Origin of the sequence: Neisseria sicca (genome assembly GCF_014054945.1) — a bacterium.
GTDB lineage: Bacteria > Pseudomonadota > Gammaproteobacteria > Burkholderiales > Neisseriaceae > Neisseria > Neisseria sicca.
This window is the reverse complement of record NZ_CP059566.1, coordinates 669,827-684,948: the sequence shown is the minus strand read 5'-3', so window position 1 is coordinate 684,948 and position 15,122 is coordinate 669,827. Positions and strand designations below refer to the sequence as shown.

Genomic DNA, 15,122 nt, shown 5'->3' with positions numbered 1-15,122 from the left:
TATGCAAGGAATGATAATGACCAAACATCTGCCACTCATCGCCCTAGCCGCCGTCATGCTCGCCGCCTGCGGAGGTTCGGATAAAAATACCTCCGATAAAGCGGAGCAGGCGGGAAACCAAAATGTATTGAGGATTTACAACTGGTCGGAATACGTCGATCCCGAAACCGTCGCCGATTTTGAAAAGAAAAACGGTATCAAGGTAACTTACGACGTGTACGACAGCGATGAGACGCTGGAAAGTAAAGTATTGACCGGAAAATCGGGCTACGACATCGTCGGCCCGTCCAATACCTTCGTCGGCAGGCAGATTAAGGCGGGGGCTTATCAAAAAATCGACAAATCCCTGATTCCCAACTATAAAAACCTCAATCCTGAATTGATGAAGCTGATGGAAGGCGTTGATCCGAGCCACGAATATGCCGTTCCGTTTTATTGGGGAACCAATACCTTCGCCATCAATACCGAGCGCGTGAAAAAAGCCTTGGGCACGGACAAACTGCCGGACAACCAATGGGATTTGGTGTTCAACCCCGAATATACATCCAAGCTCAAACAATGCGGCATCAGCTACTTGGACAGCGCGGCGGAAATTTATCCTATGGTGTTGAACTACATGGGTAAAAACCCCAACAGCAACGATACCGAAGATATCAAAGCAGCAACCGAGCTGCTCAAGAAAAACCGCCCCAACATCAAACGCTTTACCTCGTCCGGTTTCATCGACGACTTGGCGCGCGGCGACACTTGCGTCACCATCGGCTTCGGCGGCGACTTGAACATCGCCAGACGGCGTGCCGAAGAAGCGGGCGGCAAAGAAAAAATCCGCGTCATGATGCCCAAAGAAGGCGTGGGGATTTGGGTGGACTCCTTCGTCATCCCGAAAGATGCGAAGAACGTCGCCAACGCCCACAAATACATCAACGACTTCCTCGACCCCGAAGTCGCCGCGAGAAACGGCAATTTCGTTACCTACGCCCCTTCCAGCAAACCCGCACGCGAATTGATGGAAGCCGAGTTCAGGGACGACCGCACCATCTTCCCGAGCGAAGAAGATTTGAAAAACAGCTTCATCATGGTTCCCATCCAACCCACCATTTTAAAATTCATGGTTCGCCAATGGCAGGGCGTGAAAGCCGGCAAATAATTCGATACGGATAAGCAATAGGTCGTCTGAAAACTTGAATTACAGGTTTTCAGACGACCTTTTTGTATAAACATCAAACAGGTTTCTTGCGGCTGTCTTTTATAGTGGATTAACTTGAAACCAGTACGGCGTTGCCTCGCCTTAGCTCAAAGAGAACGATTCTCTAAGGTGCTGAAGCACCAAGTGAATCGGTTCCGTACTATCTGTACTGTCTGCGGCTTCATCGCCTTGTCCTGATTTAAATTTAATCCACTGAGACCTTTGCAAAAATAGTTTGTTAACGAAATTTGACGCATAAAAATGCGCCAAAAAATTTCAATTGACTAAAACCTTCCTAATATTGAGCAAAAAGTAGGAAAAATCAGAAAGGTTTTGCATTTTGAAAATGAGATTGAGCATAAAATTTTAGTAACCTATGTTATTGCAAAGGTCTCCCACTATATCTTTTCAACCCAATCCACCATACTTGCAGTCCAGATATGATATAGTCCCTCCACTTTCACTCGTATTTTGAAACGGAGTAAAACCATGACTCAATCCATCCTTATCCACAGTATGACCGGCTTTGCCAATGCCGCAGGCGAATGCGGCGGCAAGCGTGTGAACTTGGAAATCCGAGCGGTGAACCACCGTTATCTGGATGTCCAATTCCGTATGCCTGAAGAATTGCGCTATCTGGAAGGCGCGTTGCGCGAGAAAATTGCGGCTTCAGCCGCACGCGGCAAACTGGAATGCCGCATTCAGTTGCAGGACGCGGCGGTCGGCGGACAAAGTTTGGAAACCAATGAAGAATTGGTGAAACAGTTGTCCGATTTGAACAAAACTTGGCGCAAGGAACACGGTTTTGGCAAGCTGACGGTCGCTGAAGTGTTGCGCTTTCCTGGGGTATTGGCAGGTCAAAGCGAAGACCCCGAAGCTTTGGCAAAAACCGTGCAAGAGTTGCTGGATGAGGCTTTGAAAGAATTTGCCGCCGCCCGCAAACGCGAAGGTAAAAAACTCGGCGAACATTTGTTGCAACGTTTGGCCAGCATGGAAGAAATCGTGGATGCCTTGAGCGAACTGTTCCCCAGCCTGCTTCAGGCGCATATGGACAAGGTGAACGCGCGTTTGGCGGAAGCGGTCGGCAATATCGACAACGACCGTTTGCAGCAGGAATTTGCGCTGTTTATCCAAAAATCCGATGTTGACGAAGAATTCAGCCGCCTGCGCACGCACATCGCCGAAGTCCGCCGCATCGTTACGGAAAATAAAGGCAGCGCGGGCAAACGCTTGGACTTCCTGATGCAGGAATTGAACCGCGAGGCAAACACGCTGGGCAGCAAAGCGATCGCGGCGGAATGCACGCAGGCTTCGGTTGAGCTGAAAGTCTTAATCGAACAAATGCGCGAGCAGGTTCAAAATATCGAATAAGCCTTCAAAAATAAAGCAAAGGTCGTCTGAAAAGCCATTTTCCGCTTTTCAGACGACCTTTTGCTTAATGGATGCCTAGTTTTGTCCGGGTTTGATGACTTTGACGCCCTGCTCTGTACCCAAAATCAACACATCCGCGGCGTTGCGGGCGAAGATGCCGTTTTCGAGAACGCCGGTGATGCGGTTGATTTCATCTTCCATAGTCAGCGGACGGTCGATATGCAAGTCATAGACATCAATGATTTGGTTGCCGTGGAAGGTGGTGTAGTTCAGGCGTAACTCAGGCTGTCCGCCCATTGCCAAAAGTTTGCGCGACACCAGCGAACGCGCGCCGGGCAACACTTCTACGGGCAGCGGGAATTTGCCCAAACGCGAAACATATTTGCTCTCGTCGGCGATACAGATGAATTTGTCGGACGCGCTGGCGACAACTTTTTCGTTTAAATGCGCGCCGCCGCCGCCTTTAATCATTTGCAGCATATGGTTCACTTCGTCCGCACCGTCAACATAGACAGCCAGCCCCATCACATCATTCAGCGATACTTCGGGAATGTCGTATTGCGCCATCAGTTCGCTGGACTTTTTAGAAGTCGAAACCGCGCCTTTGATTTTTTTGCCGCTTTTGCCCAACGCTTCGATAAACATATTGACGGTCGAGCCGGAGCCGATACCGATGTATTCGTTTTCAGGTACGAATTCCACCGCTTTCTCGGCGGCAATGCGTTTCAATTCGTCTTGAGTAGCCATGATTTCTCCTTAATGGGATGTCGGTTGATGGGCATATGTTAACATTTTCATGCCATTTGTGCTTGCCTGCTTACGCTTTTTCCAGCAACACCGCCGCCTGCGCCTCGATGGCTTCCATGCGCCCCAGATAGCCGAGTTTTTCGTTGGTTTTGCCTTTAATGTTCACACAGGTCGTCTGAATCCCCAAATCGGCGGCAATGTTGGCGCGCATGGCGGGAATGTGCGGCGCGAGTTTGGGCTTTTGGGCGATGATGGTCGTGTCCACATTCACAACGCGCCAGCCCAATGTCTGCACGCTTTGATACGCTTCGCGCAACAATACGCGGCTGTCGGCATCTTTAAACTCGGCAGCGGTATCGGGGAAATGACTGCCGATGTCGCCCAGACCCGCCGCGCCAAGTAAAGCGTCGGTAATCGCGTGCAAAAGCGCGTCGGCATCGGAATGGCCGAGCAGGCCTTTTTCAAACGGAATGTTTACACCGCCGAGAATCAAATCGCGGCCTTCGACGAGTTGGTGGACATCGTAGCCTTGTCCGATGCGGATATTCATGTTTTGTCCTTTTTTCAATGTCAGGTCGTCTGAAAAACGGGTTTCAGACGACCTGCAACAACAGCCTCACAATATATTCATCCTGCGGCAGCGTCAGCTTCAAATTGCGCGTATCGCCCTGCACCAGCAGCGGCTGCACGCCCAGCTTTTCCACTGCCGACGCTTCGTCTGTAATATCGCTCAAATCCTCTGCCGACAAAGCTCGGTGCAATAAGGTCGTCTGAAAAAGCTGCGGGGTTTGCGCCTGCCACAATCCGGCGCGGGAAACGGTTTCGCCGATATGGTTTTTACCGTCGGCGCGTTTGAGCGTATCGGCAACGGGTATTGCCAAAATACCGCCCTGCTCTTTCCCGCCCGCTTCTTCAATCAGACGGGTCAACGCCTCGGGCGGCAGGCAGCAACGGGCGGCATCGTGAACAAGAATGTTGTCCTGCTCCGCCGCCAAACCTTGCGCCAACAATGCGGATACGCCGTTGCGCACCGTTTCGGCACGGCTTGCTCCGCCTACGCGAAATACGCGTGTTTTGCTGGAAGGGGTCGTCTGAAACGTTTGGTCTTCGGGCGATACGATAACAGCAATCAAATCGATGGCAGGATGGTTTTCAAAAATGTCTATCGTATGCTGCAACACGGTTTTACCGTTGATTTCAACGTATTGCTTGGGCTTTCCCGCCCCAAAACGCGTTCCGGTACCGGCGGCGGGAATCAGGGCGATATTGCGGCGCGTCATGCTTCGGCTCCGGCTGTTTCGGCTTTGCGCCATAAACAGGCTTCGCCCAAACCGTCCAGATATTGTTCGTGTGCGGCGAGTTCCTCTGCGTTGGCTTTGATGACTTTCAGATGCGCCGGACGCTTGGTTTCGGCAATAATGACCGGTTTGACTTCCTCGTCTTCTTCTTTTTCGCCGCCCATTAAATCAAACTGCTGGCGCGTCATGGCGAGATAAACCTCACCCAAAAGCTCGCAGTCAATCAACGCACCGTGCAGCACGCGCTTGCTGCGGTCGACAGAAAGGCGGTTACACAAAGCATCCAGACTGGCTTTCTGACCGGGGAACATTTCCCGCGCCATCGCCAGCGTGTCGGTTACGGTACAGCCAAGCTCCTCGATGGAAGGCAGCCCCATACGGCGGAATTCCATGTTCAGGAAACCGACGTCAAACTTGGCATTGTGGATAATCAACTCGGCATCGCGTATAAAATCGGCAATCTGCCGCCCTACTTCGGCAAACGGTGGCGCGTTTTTCTCTTCCAAAACCTCAATGGTCAAGCCGTGCACCTTTGCTGCTTCTTCAGGCATGTCGCGCTCGGGATGAACGTATAAATGAAGGTTGTTGCCGGTTATTTGGCGATTGATCATTTCCAGACCGGCAAACTCGACCAAGCGGTCGCCGCCTTCGGCATAAAGGCCCGTGGTTTCGGTATCAAGGATAATCTGGCGTTTGCTCATAGGAATCTTCTGTATAGCGCTCATTGATAAAATGCCTTGAATCATACGCAAGGCTGCTACAAATGTATAGTCGGTAAAGCTCAGGGCCTATGTATTTGAATACAATATTTCTTAGGGCATGAATACTGCCCCGACAAGAGATTTTGCTGACAATTTTTCAAACGTATTGATCTTTACATTCCCGCTAAGGCTCATTTTCTCTAAATTCCGAGTAAATCACTCAAGTTTTATCAATTTCAAAAAATTAATTTCTATAAAAATCATTATCTTATTTCCTATTCTCATAATAATAACAATTATCATTTGCAAATTTTGAAATTATCCGTATAATGCAATTCATCGAAACGAAATCAACGCGCCACAGAACGAAAGGAGAAGAAAATGCCTGAAAATATTTTCCAGCAAGTCTCTCTCGACATTCTGAGACTGCACCAACATACCATCCGCTCTCTTTTGGCAACCCAGTGTTGCGATGATTGCGAAGTACATGATGCCGTATATGTTACGCTCGATGGTCGTTATTATGTTTGGCTTCCCTGCATGGGTAAATCGGAGCAGCCGCAAACCGGCATCCTCCTGATTGAAGATGAAGACAGCCATTCCCGTTTAAGCTGGGTTGCCAGCACTCGGGAGGTCAAACAAAAAGACAGTTTGTACAGCCGCGTCGTTTCCGTTTTACAACGCAAAATGCAGAAGGCAAAAGAAAAGTTTATTCATGCGTCTGATGCCCGTTTGCTTGAACTGACACCGCAGCAAGGTCGTTTGACGACCAAAAGCAAAGATTTATCGCTTTCACCCTATGATTTGATGAAGGCACTTTATCCGGCAACCCATCAACGTCAATTAGAGGAGTTCGCCCTGTAACAGTTTTGGTAGTGGTTTGTGTTCCTTTTGCGCCCCTTAAAATTAAAGGGGCGATTTTTTTGCCTGCAACTCAACATGGCTTCCATCAAACCAATCAAAAAAGGTCGTCTGAAATCGGATTCAAACTTCAAATCCGGTTTCAGACGACCTTTTGTCTATTGTCGTTTACTTGCCTGCTTCAGATGAAGACAGGTTTTCCGGCAACATGTCCTGCTCGTCAAAATCAGGCTCAGGATCGTTTTGCAACACCTTGCCATTCAATTTCAATTCGTTGTTTTGCAGGGTCAGATGGGTTTTGATGTTGTTTTCTTCCAAAGTCAGGTATTGCTCCTGCGCCATACTTTTCACAGTGCTATCCACCATCAGACGCAGCGTTTCATTGATGTCCTCAATTCCTGCACGTCCGGCTTCTTCATCTTCGGCATTGACGCTAAACAGGCTGCGCGCTTGGTTGATTGCCATCTGCTCCAACAGTTTTTTCGGAACGCTCACATTGAAATCAGCATGGGTTTTTTTCAACATTTCGCTGAGGCTGTTCAAATCTTTTGCCGCCAAGCCTTTAAAGGCGAGTTTACCGCTGACATCCACTTGACCTTGCGGCATGATGAATTTGAATGTTTTGACATTCAGCACCGGATCATTGGTAAATAAACCCGAAGCTTCGTTTTTGGCGGTTTGGAGCAAGGCGTTTTGGATCTCTTCCTCGCTCATTTTCTTATTGGCGACTTCGGCAAGCTTGGATTTCAAAGCCTGCAAGCCTTTGCCGTCCAAATGCTCTGCTGCCACATTGATATCCAACGGACCATATTTATCTTCGCCATAGACCAGCTCTTCAAATTGGAACCGTCCTTCGCTATTGATAAACTTATCAACTTCGTTGGTATTGGTATCGAATTTCAGTTTGCTGACTTCGATTTTGGAAGGCGCGATACTGCCGGTCGGATTGACAAATGCCCCGATCTGCAGATTGGTCACAAGGTTGATCAGCTCGTTCAGCTTGACGTTGTAATCAATATTTTCTTTCCATTGCAGCAGGAATTTATCCAAAGTAATGCTGCTTTTGCCCAAGGAAAGCTTGTTGAGTCCGTCTGAAGTCTCAGATTGGAAATGTAGGTTTTCCATCGAAACATCACCCTTGTCCGCCAGCTTGAGCTGCAAAGACGGAGCGGTATAATCATGACGGTAGCTTTGGAAATCTTTTTCGTAATCGGTGTTGCCGCTCAAGCCTTTCCAGCTGAGCTTGATGCCGGACAACTCTTCATAGTCGAAAGCCGGAACGCTGAGTTGAAGCTTGCCGCTTCCGCCGAAATAAATCGTATTGCTCATGGTCAACGGAGCTTGTTGGCCAAAGAAGCGAGACAATACTTTTTCGGTTTCCGGATGGTATTTAAACTCTGTTTCCACATGAGCCTGAGTACCGAAACCGCCGGCAAACGGGCCATGGCTGATATGGTTCACAACCGTAATCGGCTCTTGCAAGACGGTTTTCAGATTATCGGGCAGATATTGCTGGGTATTTTGAAGCAATGTCGGTTTCAGGCGTATGACCGTAGTTTCGGTCGCACCGAACCAGCCCCGATCATATTGGTGGGATTCTACGGTTAAAAAACCTGATTCCTGCAACAGCTTTTGTTGTGCAGTCAGGGTTTCTTCTGCTTTGATGCCGAAGTAGTAAGGCGCACCGAGACCCGCGGCGATGGCTACGGCTACGGTCGAAATAAGATACTTTTTCATTGCTACAAACAGATAGGTTGAAAGCGATAAGAATAGCATTTTTTGGCCGATTTGTCTTTTGGGTAGCTTAGACGGTACAAATTAGTCCATATTTGGTACTTTTCCATCCTCATGAACCAGCTGCTTATGTTCCATTATCCCAAGCGTTCTGATTTATAATCGGGTCGTCTGAAAACCTGCCCACTACCACCCGCCCCATGACCACGGACTTCGACATCCCCCTCTTCCTCAAAAACCTGCCCAACTTGCCCGGCGTGTACCGTTTTTTCGACGAAGGCGGCAACGTCTTATACGTCGGCAAAGCGGTCAACCTCAAGCGGCGCGTGTCCGGCTATTTCCAGAAAAACGACCATTCCCCGCGCATCGCACTGATGGTGAAACAGGTTCATCACATTGAAACCACCATCACCCGCTCCGAAGCCGAAGCCCTGATTCTCGAAAACAACTTCATCAAAGCCCTGTCGCCCAAATACAATATCCTCTTCCGCGATGACAAAAGCTATCCCTACCTCATGCTCAGCGGGCATCAATATCCGCAGATGGCGTATTACCGCGGCACGTTGAAAAAGCCGAACCAATACTTCGGCCCCTATCCCAACAGCAACGCCGTGCGCGACAGCATTCAAGTCCTGCAAAAAGTCTTCATGCTGCGCACCTGCGAAGACAGCGTGTTCGAACACCGCGACCGCCCTTGCCTGCTGTATCAAATCAAACGCTGCACCGCGCCCTGCGTCGGACACATCAGCGAAGAAGACTACCGCGACAGCGTGCGCCAAGCCGCCACCTTCCTCAACGGCAAAACCGACGAACTGACCCGCACCCTGCAACACAAAATGCAGACCGCCGCCGTCAACCTGCAATTTGAAGAAGCCGCCCGCTACCGCGACCAAATCCAAGCGCTCGGCATCATGCAGAGCAACCAGTTCATCGACAGCAAAAACCCCAACAACCCCAACGACATCGACCTGCTCGCGCTCGCCGTTTCAGACGGCCTCGTCTGCGTACACTGGGTCAGCATCCGCGGCGGGCGGCACGTCGGCGACAAAAGCTTCTTCCCCGACACCAAAAACGACCCCGAACCAAACGGACAAGACTATGCCGAAGCCTTCGTCGCCCAACACTATCTGGGCAAAAGCAAACCCGACATCATCATCAGCAACTTCCCCGTCCCTGACGCATTGAAAGAAGCCCTAGAGGGCGAACACGGCAAACAAATGCAGTTCGTAACCAAAACCATAGGCGAACGCAAAGTCTGGCTGAAAATGGCGGAACAAAACGCACAAATGGCAATAGCCCAACGCCGCCTGCAACAAAGCAGCCAGCAACACCGCATCGACGAGTTGGCAAAAATCCTGAACATGAATTCAGACGACCTCAACCGCCTCGAATGTTTCGACATCAGCCACACCCAAGGCGAAGCCACCATCGCCTCCTGCGTCGTGTACGACGAACAAAACATCCAACCCTCGCAATACCGCCGCTACAACATCACCACCGCCAAACCCGGCGACGACTACGCCGCCATGCGCGAAGTCCTCACCCGCCGCTACGGCAAAATGCAGGAAGCCGAAGCCAACGGCGAGGCCGTCAAATGGCCCGATGTCGTATTGATTGACGGCGGCAAAGGACAAATCGGCGTCGCCGTATCCGTATGGGAAGAACTCGGGCTGCACATCCCCTTGGTCGGCATCGCCAAAGGCCCCGAACGCAAAGCCGGCATGGAAGAACTCATCCTCCCGTTCACCGGCGAAACCTTCCGCCTGCCGCACAACAGCCCTGCCCTACACCTCCTGCAAACCGTGCGCGACGAATCACACCGCTTCGCCATCACGGGGCACCGCAAAAAACGCGACAAAGCCCGCGTTACCTCTTCCCTCAGCGACATCCCCGGCGTAGGCAGCAAACGCCGCCAGGCCCTGCTCACCCGCTTCGGTGGCCTGCGCGGCGTCGTTGCCGCCAGCAAAGAAGATTTGGAACAAGTCGAAGGCATCAGCAAGGCATTGGCGGAAACCATTTACGAGCATCTGCATTAAACGATAGGGTAAATAAAGCAAGAGGTCGTCTGAAAAGTTTTCAGACGACCTCTTGCTTTATTTGCCATGCCATATCAAAAACAATATTTTTTTAAAACCTTATTAGGAACGTATTGATAAATATCCCGAAATTCTTTCTTTACCGCGCCTGAAGCAGGATTCAGCTTCTCATTTCGTACCAATTTTATTTTATCTTTGGTGACTTCCGACAACGATGCAGCGGTATAGCGGTATTCCCGATGCGAACCTGCCGTCAAACGGTCTCGGGTAAATTCATACTGGTATTTATCCTGTCCCGTTTCCCCATAAAAATCAACATCCATCCTGCAACGTCCTTGCGGTTGGGCAAGCAATACCAACCCGCTTCCCTCCGGACTCAATTCAAAATCCGTCAAATTCCTTTCATAAACTTTTTTCCATTGGGAATGATGATTTTGAGCAGCAAGCAAACCCGAGCTCAAACATAAAACTGAAACCAATAAACCCTTAGCGACATTCATATGATTACACCTAGATTTGAAGAGCCTATTATTAAAGCAAAGAACTAAAAATAATACAATTGGGTTTCAATCAACTCAATCCCGCTCATCAAACAAGCCGACATCAAACAAATCCGGCTCACTCATCCGAGTACGGCAATCAACCTTAATGTCCTCGTGAACCCGACAGCAACACGGCAGAATCTCACCGAGCGCGACAAAGGCCAGCGGGAAATCGTCGTAGGACACCCTGCCGTCCAATATTTTGACGCGACAGGAACCGCAATAGCCGCTGCGGCACTGGTATTCGACCTCGTGGCCGGTGCGCTCCAAGCCCTCCAATAAGGTTTCTCCCTCTTGAAGCTCGAAGGTTTTGTCGTGTGTGCTGATAAGTGCCATTATTATCTGTTTAAGCGGGAAAGGTCGTCTGCACAGTGTAACCGAAATCTTTGATTTCGTTTCTACACCTGTTCAGACGACCCCTGATAATGGAAATGCGGAAAAACCGCTGAGTTTGATTATAGTTCGAAATCGCCCAAATCGTCCGCGCTGACTTCCGAATCGATCTGACCGATTAAGTAAGAAGAAATTTCCACTTCCTGCGGCGCGACTTGTACGTTGTCGGACGACAGCCACGCGTTAATCCACGGAATCGGGTTTTGGGTCGCACCTTCGAATCCGGCAGGCAGACCGACCGCCTGCATACGCAGGTTGGTGATGTATTCGACGTATTGCGCCAGAATTTCCTTGTTCAGACCAATCATGGAACCGTCTTTAAACAGATAGGCCGCCCATTCTTTTTCCTGCTCCGCCGCTTTTTTGAAGAGTTTGAAACATTCGTCCTGCAATTCGACGGCGATTTCCGCCATTTCAGGGTCGTCTGAACCTGCACGCATCAGGTTGAGCATATGCTGGGTGCTGGTCAGGTGCAGGGCTTCGTCGCGGGCAATCAGTTTGATGATTTTGGCGTTGCCTTCCATCAACTCGCGCTCGGCAAAGGCAAACGAGCAGGCGAATGAAACGTAGAAACGGATGGCCTCCAACACGTTGACGCACATCAGGCAGAGATAGAGTTTTTTCTTCAACTCGCGCAAAGACACGGTAACGAGCTTGCCGCCGACATTATGCGTCCCTTCTCCCAACAGGTTGTAATACTGGGTGTATTCGATCAAATCATCGTAATAACAGGCGATGTCTTCGGCGCGGGCGATGATGTATTCGTTCTGCACGATGTCGTCGAACACGACCGACGGATCATTCACGATATTGCGGATAATGTGAGTGTAACTGCGCGAGTGGATGGTTTCGCTGAAGCTCCACGTTTCAATCCAAGTTTCCAACTCGGGAATCGACACCAAAGGCAGTAAGGCAACGTTCGGACTGCGGCCTTGAATGGAATCGAGCAAGGTTTGGTATTTCAGATTGCTGATGAAAATGTGTTTTTCGTGTTCGGGCAGGTTCGCGTAGTCGATACGGTCGCGCGACACGTCGATTTCTTCCGGCCGCCAGAAAAACGACAGTTGTTTTTCAATCAGTTTTTCAAATACTTCGTATTTCTGCTGGTCATAACGGGCGACATTTACCGGCTGACCGAAAAACATCGGCTCTTTCAGCGCGTCGTTTTTGGTTTTGGAAAAGGTGCTGTATGACATGACTAGGTGTTCGCAGGACATAACGTCTCTCTTTTTAAAAATTAGTCAACTTTTCTATTAATTTTTAATTCACCATATGAAACATGTTGAATTTTATCAATAAAGTGCCATCCTAAAATGGTGATGACTAAAAGAACACTAATAAATATATAAAATTTATATTCAGCTAAGAATGACCGAATGGCATCCATACTTTTCCTTTTCTGGAAAATAACAACTTAGCTTCATATAGTAGTAGGTGCTAATTTAAGAAAATCCTTAAAGCCTTCTACTATCTAGAAGCCTTGGATATATTTCAAAAATTAACCTGTTTTAAATCTTACAAGCCCCGCCCGCGCAGCCGTCATCCTGAATATCGGTCTGCGTATCGTCCGCTCCGTCGCGGGTGTTGTGGTAGTACAGGGTTTTGACGCCGTATTTGTAGGCGGTCAGCAGGTCTTTGAGCATTTGTTTCATGGAAACTTTGTTGCCTTCAAATTTGCCCGGGTCGTAGGCAGTGTTGGCGGAAATCGCCTGATCGACGAATTTTTGCATCACGCCGACAAGTTTCAGATAACCTTCGTTACCCGGAAGCTGCCACAGGGTTTCGTAGGCGTCTTTCAGGGTTTCAAACTCCGGCACGACCTGTTTCAGGATGCCGTCTTTCGATGCTTTGACCGTTACCAGTCCGCGCGGCGGCTCGATGCCGTTGGTGGCGTTGGCGATTTGCGAGCTGGTTTCAGACGGCATGAGTGCGGTCAGGGTGGAGTTGCGCAGACCGTATTTGACGATGTCGGCGCGCAGGCTTTCCCAGTCGCACAATAGCGGTTCGCTGCATACGGCATCCAAGTCTTTTTTGTAGGTGTCGATGGGCAGTTTGCCTTGCGAATAAACGGTTTGGTTGAACAGCGGGCATGCGCCGTATTCTTTGGCAAGGTTTACCGATGCTTTGAGCAGGTAATACTGCATGGCTTCAAAGGTTCGGTGGGTCAGGCCGAGTGCGGAATCGTCGCTGTAACGGACACCGTTTTTCGCCAAATAATAGGCGTAGTTGATGACACCAATACCGAGCGTGCGGCGGTTCATGGTCGCGGTACGGGCGGCTTCGACCGGATAGTCTTGATAATCCAGCAAGGCATCAAGTGCGCGCACGGTCAAATCGGCAAGCCCTTCCAGCTCGTCCAAGCTGTTTAATGCACCCAAGTTGAAGGCAGACAGGGTACACAGGGCAATTTCGCCGTTCGGGTCGTTGATGTTGTCCAGCGGTTTGGTCGGCAGGGCGATTTCCATGCACAGGTTGGACTGGTGCACGGGCGCGACGCGCGGGTCAAACGGGCTGTGCGTGTTGCAGTGGTCAACGTTTTGGATGTAGATGCGTCCCGTTCCGGCGCGTTCCTGCATCAGCGTGGAGAACAAATCGGTAGCCGACAAGGTGCGTTTGCGGATATTCGGGTCTTGCTCGTATTTCGTGTAGAGACGCTCGAATTCGTCTTGGTCGGCAAAAAATGCGTCGTACAGACCGGGGACTTCGTTGGGCGAGAACAGCGTGATGTTGCCGCCTTTAATTAGGCGGGTGTACAGCAGGCGGTTGATTTGCACGCCATAGTCCAACTGGCGGATGCGGTTGTCTTCCACGCCGCGGTTGTTTTTCAACACCAACAGGCTTTCGGCTTCGATGTGCCACAAGGGGTAGAACAAGGTTGCCGCGCCGCCGCGCACGCCGCCTTGCGAGCAGGATTTAACCGCCGCTTGGAACATTTTAAAAAACGGAATGCAGCCGGTATGTTGCGCTTCGCCACCGCGGATTTCGCTACCCAATCCGCGGATACGTCCGGCGTTGATGCCGATGCCCGCACGTTGGGAAACGTATTTCACAATCGCGCTAGTGGTGGCGTTGATGGAATCCAGACTGTCGTCGCATTCAATCAATACGCAGCTTGAGAATTGGCGCGTAGGCGTGCGCACGCCGCTCATAATCGGAGTAGGTAACGATACTTTAAATGTGGAAACGGCGTCGTAAAAGCGTTTGACGTAATCCAAGCGCGTCTCTTGCGGGTATTTGCTGAAGAGACACATTGCCACCAAAATGTATAAGAACTGCGGTGTTTCATAAATCTGGCGGGTAACTCGGTTCTGCACCAGATATTTGCCTTCGAGCTGCTTCACAGCAGCGTAGGAAAAGGTCATGTCGCGGCTGTGGTCGATATAGGCATTCAGCTCGTCAAACTCTTCGCGGCTGTAATCTTCGATGATGTGGCGGTCGTATTTGCCCGCATCGGTGAGTTTTTTAACGTGGTCAAAGAGATGCGGCGGTTCGAACTCGCCGTAAGCGATTTTGCGCAGGTGGAAAATCGCCAGACGCGCGGCGAGATATTGATAATCGGGCGTATCCTGCGAAATCAGGTCGGCAGCCGCCTTGATGATGGTTTCGTGGATGTCGTCGGTGCGGATGCCGTTGTAAAACTGGATGTGCGATTTGAGCTCGACTTGCGATACGGAAACGTTTTTCAAGCCTTCCGCCGCCCAAGTAACGACGCGGTGGATTTTGTCTAAGTCGAGATTTTCCAAGCGTCCGTCGCGCTTGGTTACTTTCAAATCAGTCGGTGCATTCATCGTGAGCTTTCTCCATCCTGAAACACAAGATACAGTATGTATTAATATCGAGTGGCACAATATAGTGTATTTTTCGTCGCTTATCCAGTCTTGACAAGCCCGTTGTTTTGAAATCGGGCTTTTCCCAATTTTCTTTCAGACGACCTCTTTCCCTATGATTCAAGCCTTACCGCAAAAATGTGTTTTTTAGCATCAAAACCCTCATTCGGCTATGCACTTATGAAATAAGGCAAATTCGGATTTGTGTTAAATTTTGAAAATAAACAACATGACATTGAATGACATATGCAACATAAGGTCGTCTGAAACGTGATAATTCATGCAGTTTATTATTTTCTCTGTTTGATAATATGTAATGGAAGATGGGTTTCGTCAAAATGCTTTAAATACCCCGCTTGCTTTTTCAGACGACCCATTCTGCCAAATTTCCTTTTTACAAAAGCCATGAATATAATGAAATGCACC

Annotated in this window: 13 protein-coding genes; 4 read left to right on the top strand and 9 right to left on the bottom strand. The window is 49.7% G+C overall.

All coding sequences use genetic code 11. The features are described 5' to 3' along the window. Nucleotides 1–16: 16 nt before the first annotated feature. Nucleotides 17–1,147, top strand: a complete 1,131-nt coding sequence (locus H3L95_RS03355) for a polyamine ABC transporter substrate-binding protein (protein WP_128887899.1) — start codon at nt 17–19, stop codon at nt 1,145–1,147. 528 nt (nt 1,148–1,675) lie between these two features. After that, on the top strand, nt 1,676–2,557 hold the full coding sequence (locus H3L95_RS03350; protein ID WP_003756887.1) for a YicC/YloC family endoribonuclease: 882 nt from the start codon (nt 1,676–1,678) through the stop codon (nt 2,555–2,557). Between the two features lie 75 nt (nt 2,558–2,632). On the opposite strand, the gene rpiA is transcribed toward H3L95_RS03350, so the two are convergent. The 4 genes from rpiA to dnaQ form a co-directional block, all read right to left on the bottom strand. Beyond that, the gene (rpiA, locus tag H3L95_RS03345; RefSeq protein WP_003756885.1) at nt 2,633–3,304 is read right to left on the bottom strand and encodes a ribose-5-phosphate isomerase RpiA; all 672 of its coding nucleotides are present in this window, start codon (nt 3,302–3,304) and stop codon (nt 2,633–2,635) included. A gap of 70 nt (nt 3,305–3,374) precedes the next feature. After that, nucleotides 3,375–3,854 (bottom strand): 2-C-methyl-D-erythritol 2,4-cyclodiphosphate synthase, encoded by a 480-nt coding sequence (gene ispF, locus H3L95_RS03340; protein WP_003756883.1) that lies wholly within the window; start codon nt 3,852–3,854, stop codon nt 3,375–3,377. A gap of 43 nt (nt 3,855–3,897) precedes the next feature. Continuing rightward, nucleotides 3,898–4,584, bottom strand: a complete 687-nt coding sequence (ispD, locus tag H3L95_RS03335) for a 2-C-methyl-D-erythritol 4-phosphate cytidylyltransferase (RefSeq protein WP_003756880.1) — start codon at nt 4,582–4,584, stop codon at nt 3,898–3,900. After that, nucleotides 4,581–5,303, bottom strand: coding sequence for a DNA polymerase III subunit epsilon (gene dnaQ, locus H3L95_RS03330; protein ID WP_040668088.1), 723 nt, complete (start codon nt 5,301–5,303; stop codon nt 4,581–4,583). The genes ispD and dnaQ overlap by 4 nt, the downstream gene beginning before the upstream one ends. 381 nt (nt 5,304–5,684) lie before the next feature. Between dnaQ and H3L95_RS03325 the strand changes: the two genes are divergently transcribed. Then, entirely contained in the window at nt 5,685–6,167 is a 483-nt protein-coding gene (locus H3L95_RS03325) for an NGO0322 family iron-responsive protein (RefSeq protein ID WP_009311747.1), read from the top strand. Between the two features lie 165 nt (nt 6,168–6,332). On the opposite strand, the gene H3L95_RS03320 is transcribed toward H3L95_RS03325, so the two are convergent. Further along, complete coding sequence (locus H3L95_RS03320; protein WP_003756871.1) at nt 6,333–7,940, bottom strand: YdgA family protein; 1,608 nt, start codon at nt 7,938–7,940, stop codon at nt 6,333–6,335. Nucleotides 7,941–8,098: 158 nt separating this feature from the next. Here H3L95_RS03320 and uvrC point away from each other — a divergent pair, with 158 nt between their 5' ends. After that, on the top strand, nt 8,099–9,934 hold the full coding sequence (uvrC, locus tag H3L95_RS03315; protein ID WP_040668081.1) for an excinuclease ABC subunit UvrC: 1,836 nt from the start codon (nt 8,099–8,101) through the stop codon (nt 9,932–9,934). A 74-nt stretch (nt 9,935–10,008) separates the two neighbouring features. Here uvrC and H3L95_RS03310 read toward each other — a convergent pair whose 3' ends face one another. The 4 genes from H3L95_RS03310 to nrdA form a co-directional block, all read right to left on the bottom strand. Continuing rightward, a complete protein-coding gene (locus H3L95_RS03310) occupies nt 10,009–10,434 on the bottom strand; it encodes a hypothetical protein (protein ID WP_049224762.1) in 426 nt (141 codons plus the stop codon). Between the two features lie 75 nt (nt 10,435–10,509). Continuing rightward, nucleotides 10,510–10,812: a class I ribonucleotide reductase maintenance protein YfaE gene (gene yfaE, locus H3L95_RS03305; RefSeq protein WP_003756861.1), complete on the bottom strand. Its 303-nt coding sequence runs from the start codon at nt 10,810–10,812 to the stop codon at nt 10,510–10,512. Nucleotides 10,813–10,931: 119 nt separating this feature from the next. Further along, entirely contained in the window at nt 10,932–12,065 is a 1,134-nt protein-coding gene (gene nrdB, locus H3L95_RS03300; RefSeq protein ID WP_003756859.1) for a class Ia ribonucleoside-diphosphate reductase subunit beta, read from the bottom strand. A 312-nt stretch (nt 12,066–12,377) separates the two neighbouring features. Beyond that, nucleotides 12,378–14,657 (bottom strand): class 1a ribonucleoside-diphosphate reductase subunit alpha, encoded by a 2,280-nt coding sequence (gene nrdA / locus H3L95_RS03295; RefSeq protein ID WP_003756856.1) that lies wholly within the window; start codon nt 14,655–14,657, stop codon nt 12,378–12,380. Nucleotides 14,658–15,122 lie beyond the last annotated feature (465 nt).

What these genes read in the sequence shown, in the direction of transcription:
- dnaQ (WP_040668088.1), bottom strand. Translation starts at nt 5,303, where the DNA reads ATGAGCAAACGCCAGATTATCCTTGATACCGAAACCACGGGCCTTTAT.
- nrdA (WP_003756856.1), bottom strand. Translation starts at nt 14,657, where the DNA reads ATGAATGCACCGACTGATTTGAAAGTAACCAAGCGCGACGGACGCTTG.
- yfaE (WP_003756861.1), bottom strand. Translation starts at nt 10,812, where the DNA reads ATGGCACTTATCAGCACACACGACAAAACCTTCGAGCTTCAAGAGGGA.
- H3L95_RS03325 (WP_009311747.1), top strand. Translation starts at nt 5,685, where the DNA reads ATGCCTGAAAATATTTTCCAGCAAGTCTCTCTCGACATTCTGAGACTG.
- uvrC (WP_040668081.1), top strand. Translation starts at nt 8,099, where the DNA reads ATGACCACGGACTTCGACATCCCCCTCTTCCTCAAAAACCTGCCCAAC.
- ispF (WP_003756883.1), bottom strand. Translation starts at nt 3,854, where the DNA reads ATGAATATCCGCATCGGACAAGGCTACGATGTCCACCAACTCGTCGAA.
- ispD (WP_003756880.1), bottom strand. Translation starts at nt 4,584, where the DNA reads ATGACGCGCCGCAATATCGCCCTGATTCCCGCCGCCGGTACCGGAACG.
- H3L95_RS03320 (WP_003756871.1), bottom strand. Translation starts at nt 7,940, where the DNA reads ATGCTATTCTTATCGCTTTCAACCTATCTGTTTGTAGCAATGAAAAAG.
- rpiA (WP_003756885.1), bottom strand. Translation starts at nt 3,304, where the DNA reads ATGGCTACTCAAGACGAATTGAAACGCATTGCCGCCGAGAAAGCGGTG.
- nrdB (WP_003756859.1), bottom strand. Translation starts at nt 12,065, where the DNA reads ATGTCATACAGCACCTTTTCCAAAACCAAAAACGACGCGCTGAAAGAG.
- H3L95_RS03310 (WP_049224762.1), bottom strand. Translation starts at nt 10,434, where the DNA reads ATGAATGTCGCTAAGGGTTTATTGGTTTCAGTTTTATGTTTGAGCTCG.
- H3L95_RS03350 (WP_003756887.1), top strand. Translation starts at nt 1,676, where the DNA reads ATGACTCAATCCATCCTTATCCACAGTATGACCGGCTTTGCCAATGCC.
- H3L95_RS03355 (WP_128887899.1), top strand. Translation starts at nt 17, where the DNA reads ATGACCAAACATCTGCCACTCATCGCCCTAGCCGCCGTCATGCTCGCC.